This window comes from Chryseobacterium sp. WX (genome assembly GCF_029542485.1).
Taxonomy (GTDB): Bacteria; Bacteroidota; Bacteroidia; order Flavobacteriales; family Weeksellaceae; genus Chryseobacterium; species Chryseobacterium cucumeris.
Genome location: NZ_CP120710.1, coordinates 3,693,954 through 3,710,052, shown reverse-complemented (window position 1 = coordinate 3,710,052; position 16,099 = coordinate 3,693,954). Strand labels below are relative to the sequence as shown.

Annotated in this window: 15 protein-coding genes; 8 read left to right on the top strand and 7 right to left on the bottom strand. The window is 36.2% G+C overall.

Features of this window, described 5'->3' with window-relative positions; translation table 11 throughout:
* The first annotated feature begins 2 nt into the window (after positions 1–2).
* From PZ898_RS16715 to PZ898_RS16700, 4 genes are all read left to right on the top strand, one after another.
* On the top strand, positions 3–302 hold the full coding sequence (locus PZ898_RS16715; RefSeq protein ID WP_062673384.1) for a hypothetical protein: 300 nt from the start codon (positions 3–5) through the stop codon (positions 300–302).
* A gap of 147 nt (positions 303–449) precedes the next feature.
* Positions 450–2,042 (top strand): SulP family inorganic anion transporter, encoded by a 1,593-nt coding sequence (locus PZ898_RS16710; RefSeq protein ID WP_062673382.1) that lies wholly within the window; start codon positions 450–452, stop codon positions 2,040–2,042.
* Between the two features lie 51 nt (positions 2,043–2,093).
* Entirely contained in the window at positions 2,094–2,729 is a 636-nt protein-coding gene (locus PZ898_RS16705; RefSeq protein ID WP_034691487.1) for a carbonic anhydrase, read from the top strand.
* Positions 2,730–2,975: 246 nt separating this feature from the next.
* Positions 2,976–3,902 carry a hypothetical protein gene (locus PZ898_RS16700; protein ID WP_062673380.1) on the top strand — a complete coding sequence of 309 codons (927 nt, stop codon included), beginning with the start codon at positions 2,976–2,978 and terminating at the stop codon, positions 3,900–3,902.
* A 96-nt stretch (positions 3,903–3,998) separates the two neighbouring features.
* Here PZ898_RS16700 and pth read toward each other — a convergent pair whose 3' ends face one another.
* The 7 genes from pth to mfd form a co-directional block, all read right to left on the bottom strand.
* Positions 3,999–4,562, bottom strand: a complete 564-nt coding sequence (pth, locus tag PZ898_RS16695; protein WP_062673378.1) for an aminoacyl-tRNA hydrolase — start codon at positions 4,560–4,562, stop codon at positions 3,999–4,001.
* A gap of 87 nt (positions 4,563–4,649) precedes the next feature.
* A complete protein-coding gene (locus PZ898_RS16690; RefSeq protein ID WP_062673376.1) occupies positions 4,650–5,582 on the bottom strand; it encodes a hypothetical protein in 933 nt (310 codons plus the stop codon).
* A 99-nt stretch (positions 5,583–5,681) separates the two neighbouring features.
* The gene (locus tag PZ898_RS16685; RefSeq protein WP_277693798.1) at positions 5,682–6,557 is read right to left on the bottom strand and encodes a hypothetical protein; all 876 of its coding nucleotides are present in this window, start codon (positions 6,555–6,557) and stop codon (positions 5,682–5,684) included.
* Positions 6,558–6,709: 152 nt separating this feature from the next.
* Complete coding sequence (locus tag PZ898_RS16680) at positions 6,710–7,447, bottom strand: hypothetical protein (protein WP_277693797.1); 738 nt, start codon at positions 7,445–7,447, stop codon at positions 6,710–6,712.
* Between the two features lie 8 nt (positions 7,448–7,455).
* The gene (locus PZ898_RS16675) at positions 7,456–8,283 is read right to left on the bottom strand and encodes a hypothetical protein (protein WP_062673370.1); all 828 of its coding nucleotides are present in this window, start codon (positions 8,281–8,283) and stop codon (positions 7,456–7,458) included.
* Complete coding sequence (locus PZ898_RS16670; RefSeq protein ID WP_062673368.1) at positions 8,283–9,104, bottom strand: hypothetical protein; 822 nt, start codon at positions 9,102–9,104, stop codon at positions 8,283–8,285. The genes PZ898_RS16675 and PZ898_RS16670 overlap by 1 nt, the downstream gene beginning before the upstream one ends.
* 372 nt (positions 9,105–9,476) lie before the next feature.
* Positions 9,477–12,845: a transcription-repair coupling factor gene (mfd, locus tag PZ898_RS16665; protein ID WP_277693796.1), complete on the bottom strand. Its 3,369-nt coding sequence runs from the start codon at positions 12,843–12,845 to the stop codon at positions 9,477–9,479.
* A gap of 250 nt (positions 12,846–13,095) precedes the next feature.
* On the opposite strand from mfd, the gene PZ898_RS16660 reads away from it, so the two are divergent.
* From PZ898_RS16660 to PZ898_RS16645, 4 genes are all read left to right on the top strand, one after another.
* On the top strand, positions 13,096–13,491 hold the full coding sequence (locus tag PZ898_RS16660) for a hypothetical protein (protein ID WP_062673364.1): 396 nt from the start codon (positions 13,096–13,098) through the stop codon (positions 13,489–13,491).
* 181 nt (positions 13,492–13,672) lie between these two features.
* A complete protein-coding gene (locus tag PZ898_RS16655) occupies positions 13,673–13,969 on the top strand; it encodes a hypothetical protein (protein WP_277693795.1) in 297 nt (98 codons plus the stop codon).
* Positions 13,970–14,103: 134 nt separating this feature from the next.
* Positions 14,104–15,603 carry a GH3 auxin-responsive promoter family protein gene (locus PZ898_RS16650; RefSeq protein WP_277693794.1) on the top strand — a complete coding sequence of 500 codons (1,500 nt, stop codon included), beginning with the start codon at positions 14,104–14,106 and terminating at the stop codon, positions 15,601–15,603.
* 69 nt (positions 15,604–15,672) lie between these two features.
* The gene (locus PZ898_RS16645; RefSeq protein ID WP_062673360.1) at positions 15,673–16,035 is read left to right on the top strand and encodes a hypothetical protein; all 363 of its coding nucleotides are present in this window, start codon (positions 15,673–15,675) and stop codon (positions 16,033–16,035) included.
* The last annotated feature ends 64 nt before the right edge of the window (positions 16,036–16,099 follow it).

Here is a 16,099-nt window from a genome sequence, read left to right as displayed (position 1 = left end):
AAATGAAATTCTGGAGTATTATTGTATTAACGTTTTTTCTGAATTTTACAGCGCTGCCAAGCATTGCTGCTGTTGCGGGCTGGGATATTGCGAGAACGAATATAATAATCAATGAAGAAGAGCCTCATTCTCACCCATCCTCATTCATTGTTTACGAAAAGACCATTCCGAAACCTTTAGATGTATTCGATTATCTGAAGTTTTCAGAAACAGATGTTCAGGGTGTGTCTTTTGTTCTGATTGATGATTCTTTTCATCTTTCTCCTTTACTTACTATATTTTCCCCTCCTCCGGAAGCGTAAACTCCTATAGTTAGATTTTTTTGATACCATTTCCATATCATTTTGTGATATCGGATACACATGTACTTTAAAAATTATTTTTTCTCAACTTTTTATAATTGACTTATTTAAAACAAATAAGCCGGTTATACTTTACAGCTTCACATTATGAAAAAGACATCATTAATAGGAGGAATCAAGGAAAATTTTCCTTCAGGACTCGTGGTATTTTTAGTAGCACTTCCGTTGTGTTTAGGAATTGCTTTAGCATCAGGTGCTCCTCCATTATCCGGTATTATTTCCGGTATCGTTGGCGGCCTGGTAGTAGGAATCATCAGTAATTCAAATATTTCAGTTTCAGGGCCTGCTGCAGGTCTGACAGCTATCGTTTTAACAGCAATAACAGATCTTGGCGCCTTTGAGCTTTTCCTTTGCGCAGGGATTATTGCTGGACTTATTCAATTGGTTTTAGGGTTTGTAAGAGCCGGAAGTATTTCCAACTATTTCCCGAATAACGTCATTGAAGGAATGCTGGCTGCCATAGGAATCATTATTATTTTAAAACAGATTCCACATGCGTTAGGATTTGACAAAGATTATGAAGGTCATGAATCTATTTTTGATAATGGTCTGAACTTCGGATATTTTACTGAACTATTTGGAGCGATCCATCCGGGTGCCATTGTTATTACTTTAATTTCTGTAGCGATCCTTATCGCATGGGACAAAATCCATGTACTGAAAAGGATGAAAATGCTTCCGGGTGCATTGGTTGCCGTAATTGTAAGTATTCTTTTAAATCAGCTCTTTAAGATGTCCGGAAGTTCTCTGGCTATCGAAACTCAACATTTGGTTTCTTTACCGGTTCCACAGTCTTTTGATGATTTTAAAAATCTGATCACCACTCCGGATTTTAATGGTTTCACTAATCCAAAAGTATGGATCGTAGGAGCAACAATTGCCATTGTAGCATCTATTGAAACTTTACTTTGTATTGAGGCTTCGGACCGATTAGACAGACAAAGAAGAATTACAGATACCAATCTTGAGCTTAAGGCTCAGGGAATCGGAAACCTTGTAAGTTCTTTTATAGGTGGTCTTCCCATGACTTCCGTGGTAGTAAGAAGTTCTGCCAATGCTAATGCGGGAGCAACCTCTAAAATGTCTACTATTATCCACGGGGTATTCCTATTAATTTGTGTACTTTCTATTCCTGTTATTTTAAATTTAATTCCATTGGCAACATTAGCTGCGGTATTAATCCTAGTAGGGTATAAATTGGCAAAGCCGGCAACATTCAAACATTTCTGGCATTTAGGAAAATTCCAGTTTATTCCATTTGTGGCAACTGTTGTAGCAGTAGTGGCAACAGACCTGTTAAAAGGCGTAGGAATTGGTCTTATGATCTCCGTTTTCTATATTCTGCAAGGAAATATGAAAAGAGCTTATTATTTAAGCAGAGAAAGACTGGATGATGCAGATGGGATCAATATTAAACTTGCTGAAGAAGTATCATTTTTAAATAAGGCAGCCATCAAAAAAACACTTAAAAATATAAAACCCAACTCTACAGTTATTATTGATGCGAAGAGCACTTCCTACATTGCAACCGATGTACTGGAAATGATTCAGGATTTTGCCAATATCCGTGCAAAGGAACAAGACATCAATGTAGAACTGATAGGCTTTAAAACTTCATACAGAGATTACGAGAGAAGTGAGGATTCGCACATTTTGGTTACTCACAAAAGAGCCATGTAATCCCAATAATTAATTAATTTTTTTAACTTTAAATTCGAAAACAATAAAAATATGAAAGCACATACATACGAAACACAGTCAACTATTACTCCTGAGAAAGCATTAGAATTCTTAAAAGAAGGAAATCAGAGATTTGTAAACAACCTTAAGGCAAACAGAGACCTTCTTGAGCAAGTGAATGCAACACGTGAAGGACAATGGCCTTTTGCAGTAGTTTTAAGCTGTATAGACAGCCGTACTTCTGCAGAACTTATCTTTGATCAGGGATTAGGAGATGTTTTCAGTATCAGAATTGCCGGTAACTTTGTGAACCAGGATATTCTGGGATCTATGGAATTCGGTTGTAATGTTGCGGGTTCTAAGCTTATTGTAGTCTTAGGACACACCAAGTGCGGGGCTTTAAAAGGAGGTCTTGACGCTGCACAAATTGAAGGACTGGGAATGGATAACCTGAACCACCTGATCAATCACTTCAACCCTATCATCAATGAGATCATTGAAGAGAATGAAGAACGTTCATCAAAAAACAGCTCACTTCTTGAAAGGCTTAATCATCAAAACGTAAAAAGTGCGATTGAAGATATCCGCAAGCAAAGTTCAACACTTAAAAACCTTGAAGCTGAGGGTAAAATTAAAATCGTTGGAGCCAACTATGATGTTGAAACAGGTGCAGTAACTTGGTTATAAGAAGTAAAAACTCTTTAAAATTCAATTATAATTTACACAAAATGCCATCGGAATCCGGTGGCATTTATGTTTTATTATATATCATCATAAAATAAGATAATTATAAACCTATTTTATCAATAAACTAGGTTAAACCGCAATATATTTCATTTTTAAAAGGGTTTGTTTTAATTATCTAAAAATAATTATATATTCGTGCTCTCGAGAAAACACCTCAATAAACCATGACTACCAAGTCAAAAAAGTATGATTTTTCCCAAAGCAAAAAAAATAGCCAGAGACCTTGGATGGCATAAAACAAGCCATAAGGTATTCGGACTTTACAAAGGCTATTTTTTCAATGTTTCAGACGCAAGTATAATACATACTCCTCAATACAAATATGTTTCAGTAACAACTGGGAATTTAACAGAGGAACAAAGACAACAAATCAAAACAGAGTTAACGGGAAACAGAAAAAAATTAAGATTTACCCTCTTTGAAATTAGAGAAAATACTATTTTTTTCAAATTCACAGAAAATATAATGCCTACTAAAATCAGCACTGTTTATGCTTTGTTTGACTTTGTGGTTGGTTTGTTAAAAAAACTCAATGTGCCGGAGCAAAACCATTGTCATAGCTGTGAAACAAATGAAAGTATTCGCTATTACGACCTTAACCATACTGGTATACTCCTTTGTGATCATTGTTTTCAACAGACAGATGATAAATTCTATGAAATAGAAAAGACAAGAATTTCAAAAGAGAAAAATTATCTGACAGGATTTTTAGGAGCCATTGTTTTTTCAATTCCTGCCATTATACTTTGGGTCATACTTGCTGTATATTTAGGAGAAATTTCCTCAGGAATGGCATTTGTTATTGCTCTTCTTGGTTTTTTAGGCTATGATTATTTCAAAGGATTTCGTGGAAAACTGACAAGATATATTATCTTCTTCACAAATATTGTAAGCATATTTATAGCCAATGTTATTACTGTAATTGCTTTATTGGTAAAACAAGGGCTCACCATTAATCAAGCGATATTTGAGTTTCAAAACAACCCTTCAGCAAATGAAATATTTATGCAGAATAGTATTGTATCTTTTTTATTATCATTCATTCCTTGGATGTGGGTATTATTTATCAGGAAAGAAGATAAATTAATTATAAAACCAGCAGAAAAATTTTAAAAAACATATAAACAAATGACTGCCTTACAAACAAGCCAGTCATTCAATTTTATAAGCTATACTCTAATTTCAGTTCTCTTTTATCACTTTCTGGAATTATTTTCCGTTAAATGCAGACATTGTGTTATTCAATCCCGCAAATACGAATGAAAGACTAGCCTTAGAAAAGGTTTCAATTCTCTCTTGAAGCTTTTCTGATTCTTCGTCATTCCATGTTCCTAAAACATAATCTACCTGTCTTCCTGCCGTAAAATCTGCAGAGATTCCGAAGCGCAGCCTTGCATAATTTTGAGTCTGCAATACTTCATTAATATTTTTAAGCCCATTATGTCCGGCATCAGATCCTTTTCCTTTCATTCTTAAAGTCCCAAAAGGCAAAGCCAGATCATCGGTAATGATCAGTACATTTTCCAAAGGAATATTTTCTTTCTGCATCCAGTACTTCACTGCATTACCGGAAAGATTCATATAAGTATCCGGTTTCAGAACAAAAACTTTTCTGCCTTTGTGCTTTCCTTCTGCCAGCCAGCCAAAGTTGGAGGTATTGAATGATACTTCAAGGGTTTCCGCTATTTTCTCAGCTACTTTAAATCCTATATTATGTCGTGTATTTTCATATTCAGAGCCTTTGTTACCAAGCCCGACAATTAAATATTTCATCAGAAATTTTTTGCAAAATTAAGGTATAAAAAATAAAAAACTCAATCTTAAGAAAGATTGAGTTTGAATATTGTTAAAAAAATTCTTCTATTGTGGTTTATAGATGTAATTAACGCCATATCCTTTTGTCATGTAAGTCTGAGGATCGTAAACGTAATTGGTACTCTTCACAATCGGTGTTGGAATCGGTGGCGTAAGATCTGTTACAGACCATCTCTTAGGGTTGTTTGGAGATAAGATAAGACTTTCTTTATCATTGATTATCGTAGATAATAATCTTGAAATTTTATATACGTGTGGCAGCAATGTGAATGGGCTTACCTGCTCATCATAGGCATAATATTCGTAGCTATATTTTCCTGTAACAGCACCAAACGATCCACCAGTCATTGTTCCGTAGTATCTTACTACTTTAGATACATTGTCTCCTACATAAGTATAACCTGTTTTAGAATAATCTGTGAAGTTAAGCGGAGCTCCCGGAACATCCGGTCCGTTTCTCATAATAATTGAATCCAGTTTTCCTGTAGCAGTACTGTATTTAACCTGATAAGCAGTTTTCTCTTTTTTCAATAATGTCTGTGGTCCTACAGGTCCTCCAGGTATTACAGGCGGAGTTCTTCTGAAGGTTGAACGGTTTTCAGAAATCAGCTGCAGTTTGTTATTGTTTGCATAAGTGAACAATTGAGTGTATGATACACTGTCTTTATCTAGTTTTCCGTTTCCGTCAAGATCAAGGAAACCGTTAAAATTAATCTGACTGATTTTATCACCACTGTACATAATATCAGTGATGGAAGCACTGTCTGTGATAACTTTAGTCACAAGAAGTCCGCTGTACTGATATTCTGCGATAGTATCTTTATCTGTAATTTCTCTGTATAATGCTCTGGGGCCGCTTAAGCCTCCTGTATTGTTAAGATCCAATAATGGATTTCCATCCTCATCCAGCATATCCTTGCAGGAATGTATTGAGGAAAAACCTGCGATGAGTAAAATAAAATAGAAAATTTGCTTCATTTCCTTGTAATTGATTATTTTTTTGACAAATATAATTTTTTTTTGCCTAAAAATTATATTATTATTTATATTCTGGTAAGATTAATAACTATATTTCTTCTATAAGTTTTTATAGGTAAAAGTTACATTCTGATTTTTTTCAACAACTACATACCCTTGATTATCATAAGAATAACTTTGAGAGGTATTAACAGGAGTAGCTGGTGATGGCAATTCTATAAACATAGAAGTAGGATTGTTCGGAGATATTTTATAGAATTGAGCAGGATCGATCAGACTTCGTGTGATGAAATACACGGACGGCAGTGTATAATACGGGCTTTTCTGAGCGTCATAGTTCTGAAAACTAAACTTGCTTATTACTGCTGTACTCATATTCGGGTTTCCGTTGATATCCAACAGACCTTTGGAGCGAACAACCTGAATCAGATTTTCTCCATTATATACAAAAGAATAATCAATAAATTTGTTATAGGCACTGATTCCTCCTTCTTTTCTCTTCTCAAGAATTTTAGTAAGTCTGCTGTTAACCGGATCATAGGTAAATGTATAGTCGCTTACAACAGAAACAGATGGAGTTGCCCCCGTTGCTGTAGAAGTAGCATTATAAATCTTTTTACCTGTAGCGTCAGGAACAATATTAAATTCATAAGTAAGGCTGGATGCTGCTGAACTTACATATTTAATTTTTGTGATATTTTTGTTGGTATATGTTACTGTTCCCGTATAGTAAGCACTTCCTGTAAAAGATTCATCTTTAGATACTGCGGTCTGCAGATCTCCGGTTACCGCTGTTGTAACATATTCTTCCTGAGAAACATTATTCGAGCTAACCTTCGTTAAAATCTTTTTAGGAGGAGTTCCTTCATCAGGATTCGGGATGGATTCTGTGGGATCTGAGGTTGTATTACATGCTGTCAGCAGCCCAAGAAAAGCAATACCGGCAAATATTTTAAAAAAATAGTTTTTTACCATATAGAATTTTTTTAGCTTGTCCAAATATAATTCAATTTTCGATAATACACTTTACTTTATCCGAACAAATTCACAAGAAATAGAGTTAATAAACAAAAAAAATCTAAAAACATAACGTTTTTAGATTTCCTATTATTGTATGATGATGAAAATTAATAAGGTTGTAATATGGATGTTGTCAAAACAGACTGTGACATATCGCTGTTGAGAAAGGCAGTATCAACAGCTCTTCCTATCCCAAGAGTTGTTCCGGAAATAGCTCTTTTTATACAGGCTACTTTAACAGAATACTGATTCTTAGGAGTAAGATTAGTAAGAGTAGCATTAAGATTAAAAATCTTATAAGCACCGCTGTCTCCCAATAACACATCTGTTCTCACTGCTCTAAGGGCGTTATCAACAAAAACTCCACAGGCAAAACTCGCAGAATTTGTTCCTGTTTTCTGAATCGTCGTCTGAAATGAGAAGGTAGCCTTATTCGTACCATTGGTTACGGAGAATGTATCCACAGTTCCAGGAATTACAGTCCAGCCTCCAGTCAGGGCTTCCCCGTCAGTATAAGGGTTGGTTGCCCCGCTACTTCCAGAAAAACTCACTCCAACTTTATCAGAAACTGTATTGATGGAAAACACAGACATACTACCCTGTCCATCTGCAATTTTAATGGCTTTCCAGTCGTTGGCACCTAAATCAGTATTATTGTGAAATATATCACCAGCCGCTCCGGCAGACCCTTTTAATACATCAGTTCCTCCTGTTCTTAATTCTTTTCTGATATTAAGATCTCCGTTTACATCCAGCATGTTAGTCGGATTAGGAGCATTAATACCCACTTGGGCGTTTGTTGCAACAGCTAATAAAAATGATGTTACAAATAATATTTTTTTCATAATCCGTCTTAGTTTATAATGGTATTAAATACTTCCGGAACTTCATATACGTCAACTTTAAGAGAAGACTGTGATATAAAGCTATTGATATTGCTATACACATTAGTACCTATAGTAAGGGTATTTCCTGCACCCGAAGCACCATAAGAACCCAGTCTTGTACAGGCAACGTAAACCGAATGATTTCCCTGGGAAAGATTATCTACAATTCCGATCTGGGTATGAGTAAGGAAAGGATATGAAGTGGTGATAGCCTTTAGGTTTCTCTGTCTCAGGTTGACCAGTTTATCATCCACAAAGATACCGCATGCATAATCTATGGAATTGTCTGTACTTCCTGCTCCCCCAAAATCTGCCTGTACCACAGTTTCAAACTGAAAATAAGCCTTACTTTGTGTACTGTAAACGGTGATGGTTTGTGAAAGTCCGTTTATTTTCTTAAAATTTGTAAGTGTACTATACTGCTTTCCCTTCGTAAAAGTACCTCCTCTTGAGTCCATGCTTACCGAAGAGTTTTCTGAAGAAGAGAAAGTAATACCAACTTTATCTGAAAAGGAATTATTGTATATAAGGTAAAATTTATTGGGTTCGTATTCAGGAATACGGAGTGATTTCCAGATAGGAGCAAAGCCTTCTCCCTGCGAAACTAACAGCTGATCATTATTTCCTTGAAATAATGAATTATCAGTAGCATTCTGGACAGCAATTTTATTTCTGAAATTAACGTCTCCGTTTACATCAAGTGTTGCTTTTGGGGCTTCTGTTTTTATTCCTACCTGAGCCGTTGCCAAAAGACCTATGCTAAGAAGCAGCGTTGATAATAGTTTTTTCATCATTAGTTGTTTTTATAACTCACGTATTCGATAACATCCATTTTCATCGTAGATTCCAATGTAAAAGCACTGGAAGCACCATTGGAGGCTTCTACATTTCGTCCAATTGTAAATTGTGAAGTAGAACTTGATGTATCAATCTTTCTGCATGCAATTTCAATATTATGAACCCCTACAGGAACGTTCTGCTCCGTATAATTAAGAGTAAAGATATAATCCTGAAGACCCGCTTTTCCACTGTTGTTGTTGGAAGCAATTCTATCCGGACGTACCGCTACCAATGCACCGTTTCTGAAAACGCCACAAGCAAATCTTACATTCTGTATTGTTGTAGAAGAAGCTGCTTTCATTTCAATACCTGTCTGGAACTGATAGGTAAGTCTGTTCTTTCCATTTTTGATGGTAAAAGTATTGTCGAGTCCGCCTATTTTTTTCCAGTTGCCTTTTGTGATATCATTAATGTTATCTCCAACATTGTTGGTGTAGACACCATCACCAGCGATACCATCCGTAAGTGAATTAATACCCGTTTGATCCGATGACAGATAAGAATTAATCAGCTTATACTGTCCCTCTTCCATAAAGGAAACATTCAAAGATTTCCACACAGGAGGCAAACCCTCACCCTGAGAAACCAAAACCTGGCCATTCAACCCGGCATCTCCAGCCTGAGTTGAACTACCGCCTACTCTAAGTTCTTTTCTTAAGGTGGTTTTTCCGTTCACATCAAGAACAGATTTGGGTTTTGCAGTACCTATTCCCACCTGTGCGTTAGCGTAGAACGAAAAAAGTCCAGCCACGCAGCAATGTATAATTGTTTTCATAATTAAGGACTGCAAAGTTAAGCAACGAAGTCCAAAAAATTCCAGTTATACATCTATAAACCTATAGAAATAAACACATTAGAACATAGAATTAATAATACTAAAAAGTAGAATTATTACTACATAACTCTACTTTCCATGTATAAAAACAGCAAGACAACATCTCAAACCCTTACTGTACGGGGATTTACAGGATTTTTTTTATCATTGGAAAGTGATTTCACCCCCTCAAAAACAGCCTTAATTCTCTTCAATAGGAATATTACAAAAGAAAAACATGATAACAATCACAAAAAAAAACGTGTAAAAATTAATCTTTTTACACGTTTCTAATAATATTATGATGCTATTTCCAGTAAAGGAAAAATAAATTTAGTCATGTTCGATAATTGCTTTCAACAATAGATTGACTTCATCTACATTTTTCACTCTTTCTTTTCTCATCATCAACTGATTACCTTCTTTTCCTGACTTCTCCTTAAGCTGGGCTTCAGTCGGATTTCGGGTCAAATAATTAATAATATGTCGGAATCTGTCTGTCTGGTAAAACTTATCCTGAGGATTCCCTGGGAAGTACCCTAAAAACACTCCGTTTTTCATAACAATCTTTTCAAAACCTATATCAGAAGCAAGCCACTTCAAAGAAACACTCTTCAAAAGATTGACAGCTTCTTTCGGCAATGCTCCGAAACGGTCAATCAGCTCCAGCTCAAACTGATGAAGATCTGCTTCATTAGTGATTTCAGCAATTTTCTGGTAGAGCAACAACCTTTCTTCTGTGTTCGAAATATACGAATCCGGCAACATCAGCTCTAAATCCGTATCAATATTAACATCCTTTACAGATTTGAAAAGTTTTTGTCTGTCTTCTTCATTTTCAAAAAGGCTTTCAAAATCAGCATCATCTTTAAGTTCTTCTAAAGCTTCCTGCATTAGTTTCTGATACGTTTCAAACCCCATTTCATTGATAAACCCACTTTGTTCAGCACCCAGAAGATCGCCGGCACCCCGGATTTCCAGATCTTTCATCGCAATCTGGAAACCGCTTCCCAGATCTGAAAACTGTTCAATAGCTTCCAGACGTTTTCTGGCATCGGAGGTCATCATGTCATAAGGAGGAGTGATCAGATAACAGAATGCTTTTCTGTTGCTTCGCCCTACCCTTCCTCTCATCTGGTGCAGATCCGCCATCCCAAACCGATGCGCATCATTGATAAAAATAGTATTGGCATTCGGAACATCTACCCCACTTTCTACAATGGTAGTAGACACAAGAACGTCGTATTTCCCTTCCATAAAATCCAGTACATTTTTTTCAAGCTGTTTTCCTTCCATCTGCCCATGTCCTGTAATTACTCTCGCATCCGGAACCAGCCTCTGAATAAGCCCCGCAATATCCTTCAGGTTTTCAATTCTGTTATTGATAAAATATACCTGACCGTCTCTTTGAAGCTCATAAGAAACCGCATCACGAAGTGTTTCTTCATTGAATCCGATTAACTGCGTATCTACAGGCTGTCTGTTCGGCGGTGGCGTTTTGATAACGGATAAATCCCTTGCAGCCATTAACGAGAATTGTAACGTCCTCGGAATAGGAGTCGCCGTAAGCGTCAGGGTATCCACATTATTCTTCAAGGTTTTCAATTTATCCTTTACTGAAACCCCGAATTTATGCTCTTCATCAATAATCAATAAACCAAGATCTTTAAACTTCACCGAACTGCTTACCAATTGATGCGTTCCAATGATAATATCTACTTTTCCGTTCTTTAAAGCCTCTAAAGTTTCTGATTTCTGCTTAGCTGTTCTGAATCTGTTGACATAAGCAACATTTACCGGAAAATCTTTTAGCCTTTCTTTAAAACTTCTGTAATGCTGAAAAGCAAGAATGGTTGTAGGCACTAATACTGCAACCTGCTTTCCATCTGTAGCGGCTTTAAATGCAGCCCTGATTGCAACTTCCGTTTTACCGAAACCTACGTCACCACATACAAGCCTGTCCATTACCGTATCCGCTTCCATATCTCTCTTTACATCTACAGTAGCTTTTTCCTGATCCGGAGTATCTTCATAAATAAAGCTGGCCTCCAACTCGTTCTGCAGGTAGGAATCTGGAGTATAAGCAAAACCTTTCGCCGTTTTCCTCTGGGCATATAATTGAATAAGGTCAAAAGCAATCTGTTTAACCTTCGCTTTGGTTTTCTGTTTTAAAGATTTCCATGTTGGAGATCCAAGTTTACTCAAAACGATCTCTCTTCCATCCGGACCGTTGTATTTCGAAATCTTATGCAAAGAGTGAATGCTTACATATAATAAGTCTCCGTTTTTATAGGTCAGTTTGAAACATTCCTGAATCTTTCCGTCATTATTCACTTTCACCAATCCCATAAATTTCCCGATTCCATGGTCAATGTGAGCGATATAGTCCCCTATTTTCAGAGACATCAGGTCTTTCAGGGTAAGCTGCTCAGATTTTGCAAAAGTATTTTTCGCTTTATATCTCTGATAACGGTCAAAGATCTGATGATCTGTATAGACCAGCAGTTTGTGTCCATTATCTACAAATCCTTCATGAAGTTCAGACTTAAAACTTTTAAATGGAAGCTCATGTTCAAGCTCTTCAAAGATAGACTCCAGCCTTTCTTTCTGTTTTTCTGTTGAAAAAGAAATCCAGGTATCAAATCCTCCATTCTGCTTTTCTTCAATATCTTCAATCAGTAGTTCAAAGTTTTTATGAAAAGAAGGCTGTGGAAGCTGTTCCATTTTAACTTCGGTTACTTCTTTCAATCCTTCAATAATTATTCCTCCAAAATCAACTGTTTTAAATTTTTTATAATCAAACAGAAACTCCTGATCAGAAATAAAAAGTTCCTGCGGAGTCCTGTGGGCAATATCTTTACTTAATGTATCATATTTTTCCAAAGACTTTTCGTAGAATGTTCTGATCTTCTGCATTCCCACCATTCCGTTTTTGGAAACTACAAAACTTTCTTTAGGCAATAATTGCAACAGAGATACCCTTGTTCCCGTTACAGAAAAATTCATATTGGAAACCAACTGGAAATCTTTTACTTTATCTACCGAAAGCTGTGTTTCGATATCAAAAGTTTTAATACTTTCCACTTCATTACCGAAGAAGGTAATTCTATATGGTTTTTCGTGTGAATAGGAAAACACGTCTACAATTCCTCCTCTCACAGAAAACTCTCCCGGTTCGGAAACGAAATCAGCCTGCTGGAAATGATAATGATTAAGCAGTTCATCCACAAAATCAAAATCCAGCTGATCTCCCACTTTAATATGATGGGAAATTGCTTTAAAATCTTCTTTTTTCAAAACCTTTTCAGATAAAGCACCGGCATAAGCCACAATCACTTTTGGAGATCTTCCGGAATTAATTTTATTAAGAACCTCAGTCCTTAACACTAGGTTGGCATTTTGAGTCTTTTCCACCTGATAAGGTTCAAGATGGGTGGCCGGAAAATACAGCACTTTATCCTTACCTAGAAGATCTTCCATCTCTGTATTGGCGTACAATGCATCTTCCTTATCATCTACCAGATAAAGAATATTCTTCTTCTGAACCAAAAAAAGCTCAGCCACAAAAATAGAAACTGAAGATCCTGCACTTCCTTTTACAGCTATATGCTGGCTGTTTTCTAACTGGGTAAAAATTTCTTTCCCAAACTCTTTCTGCATAAGGTTTGGAAGGAACTTTTCATTGATGGATTTTAACTGCATAAATACTAATGGTATAAACGACAAAAGCGATTTCGGGAGTTTTCCGAAACCGTTGATGATGTACAAAGGTACGGATATTTTTTCTCTTCCTTAGAAAAAGAGAAAGTCTGAAGGTTTGAAATGAAGGACTTAGCCTCATAAATCTTAATTTTTTACAATTTTATCTAATAACCTGTTAAAAAAATTCAACTACTCACCCATGGCATAGTGTTTGGGATTTCCAGACTAACCAAACATTAAGAATAATATTATGAAAAAAGCAATTAAAATCTTAGGAGTTATGATGCTGTTGGTATTCACAGCATTATCTTTTTCGTCATGTAGCAAAGATGATGACCCTGTAAACAATGAATTTTTTGCAGGAACCTACAAAGGAAAGGTTTCTTATAATGATGGTGGTTCTACCAACATCAGCACAGATGACGGAAGTGTATTTGTAACAAAGATTGCCAGCGGCACCAAATACAATTTCGCGTTCTCCAACAGTATTCCGGATCTCAACGGAATAGAGTTTAATCAGGAAGGAGATCATACTCTGGTGATGATTGGTTCTACAGCAACCTCTTATATCAGAATTGATAATAATGTTTTAAAAATTCTGTATGTCAAGGATGGCAAAACGTGGACAGCAAATTGTACGCGCTAGCCATGTCTATTTATATATTATTCAAGCCTGTCTTTATCTTTGAAGACAGGCTTTTTCATTGTAAATGAAGTGTTTTAATTTTTTTTTAAGCTGTAATAAACTTTAGTTAAGTTTAAAAATCTCAATTTTCTAGCCTGCTTTTTGTATATCTTTATTCAACAAAAAACAAACAATAATTCTTATGAAAAAATTCTTATCTGCAATGTCTTTGATCCTTGGATTAGGACTTGCCACTGCTCAGCAGACTGCTCCCGCTACAGGTGCTACGGCGCACCCGCCTGTAAAAGCAACTACAGCAAAAACTGTTAAACCAGCTGAAGTAAAAGCTGCAAAACCGGCAATGGATGTAAAAGCAGCGAAGCCTGCACAACCGGCTGCCAAAATGAAAAAAGACGGCACTCCCGATAAGAGATATAAAGAAAACAAACACCTGAAAAAAGACGGTACTCCCGACAAAAGGTATAAGGCAAACAAATAAGCATAACATTAACATATAGTTGTTATTTTCATAATCAAATTTCGAAAAGCCGGTGGAACAAGTTCCATCGGTTTTTTTATATGAAGCTTCGTAAAAATGATTCCAGATTCTTTACTTATTTATAAATTTGACCCATGTTAAACTTCTTCAAGAAAAATGCAGCGCTGATCTGGGCAAAAAAACATGTTCAGAAAGCGGAGGATTTCAAAAAAAATGCTGAGAAAAACCAGGAGGACTTGCTGCTTTCTCTAGTGAAAACAGCTCAAAAAACACTTTTTGGGAGGGAACATGATTTTGAAAACATTCATTCTGTAAAGGAATTTCAGGACAGAGTTCCTGTGGCCGATTATGAAGATCTGAAACCTTATATTGAAAGAGTAAAAAAAGGACAGTCCAATATTCTATGGACGGAAACGCCAGAGTATTTTGCAAAAACTTCAGGAACCACTTCCGGTTCTAAGTATATTCCGATTTCCAAAGAAGGAATGCCTTTTCAGATTGCCGGAGCTCAAAGTGCTTTATTTCATTATATCAGTAAAAAGAATAACGCTGATTTTGTGAATGGAAAAATGATTTTCCTTCAGGGCAGCCCGGAACTGGAAGAAGTATTTGGGATAAAAACAGGAAGGCTTTCCGGTATTGTAGCCCATCATATTCCTAATTATCTACAGAAAAACCGTCTGCCGAGCTGGGAAACCAATATTATGGAAGACTGGGAAACCAAAGTAGATAAAATTATTGAGGAAACGGAACATGAAAATATGACGCTGATCTCAGGAATTCCACCATGGCTGATCATGTATTTTGAGAAGCTGACAGAAAAACATGGTAAAAAGATCAAACAGCTGTTCCCCAATCTTCAGCTTATTGTAACAGGAGGTGTCAACTATGAACCTTATCGTGATAAAATGGAAGAGTTATTGGGAGGCAAAGTAGACATTGTTCAGACTTTCCCTGCTTCTGAAGGTTTTTTTGCTTTTCAGGATGATTACACCAAAGAAGGACTACTGCTATTGACCAATCATGGAATTTTCTACGAATTCATTCCTTTGGAAGAATATGGCAAGCCTGGAGCAAGAAGATTAACTTTAAAAGAAATCGAACTTAATAAAGATTATGCATTGATTCTTACGACCAATTCCGGGTTATGGGCTTATTCTATTGGGGACGTTGTAAGATTCATCAGCAAAGACCCATACAGGGTTTTGGTAAGCGGGAGAACCAAACATTTCACCTCTGCATTTGGAGAACATGTGATAGCATTCGAGGTAGAAGAAGCGATGAAAGCGACTCTTGAAGAGCATCCTGCACAGATTACAGAATTCCATCTGGCTCCACAGGTAAATCCGGCTGAAGGACTCCCTTATCACGAATGGCTGATTGAATTTGAAAAAGAACCTGAGCATTTAGAAGCATTCAGAGATGAATTGGATCAACAGCTTCGGGCAAGAAACACTTACTATGATGATTTGATTTCGGGAAATATTTTACAGAAATTACAAATCACCAGGCTTGCAAAAAATGCCTTTCATGAATATGCGAAATCCCAGGGAAAACTAGGAGGTCAAAACAAGACTCCAAGATTGGCTAATGACAGAAAGATTGCAAATCTCTTAGAAATTTACAAACTTTAATCATATTTTTTCAATTCCAAAAACGTATATTCGAAAAAAATTATAAATTTGAAAAACTAAAAGAAAATAATGAAAGCATCTGTACTGTTGAAATCGTCTTTACTAACATCTTTATTTGTTATTACATCTTGTGCTACTACAAAATACAGCGAAGATATTTCAAAAAACAACTACTCTAATCTTGAAGCCGGAAAAATATATAAAGTAACTATGAGAGACGGCTCTCCGAAGCAGACCATCTTATTCAGAAATGTCGTTGGGGAAAATATTGTAGGAACTGCCGGTAAAAAAGATAGTACAGAAGTGATTATTCCTAAATCCAATATAGCTGCTGTGAAAGACAGAAGAAAAGCAAGAATTGCCGCAGGAGCTACGATTATTGGAGCAGCAGGTGTTGCAGCGATCGTATTGAGTTCTTCCAGAGCGGACTAAAATAGATTTTATCTTTTGAGATATATTTAATATATCTTTTAAAAATTGTCATATGGATAGCCCT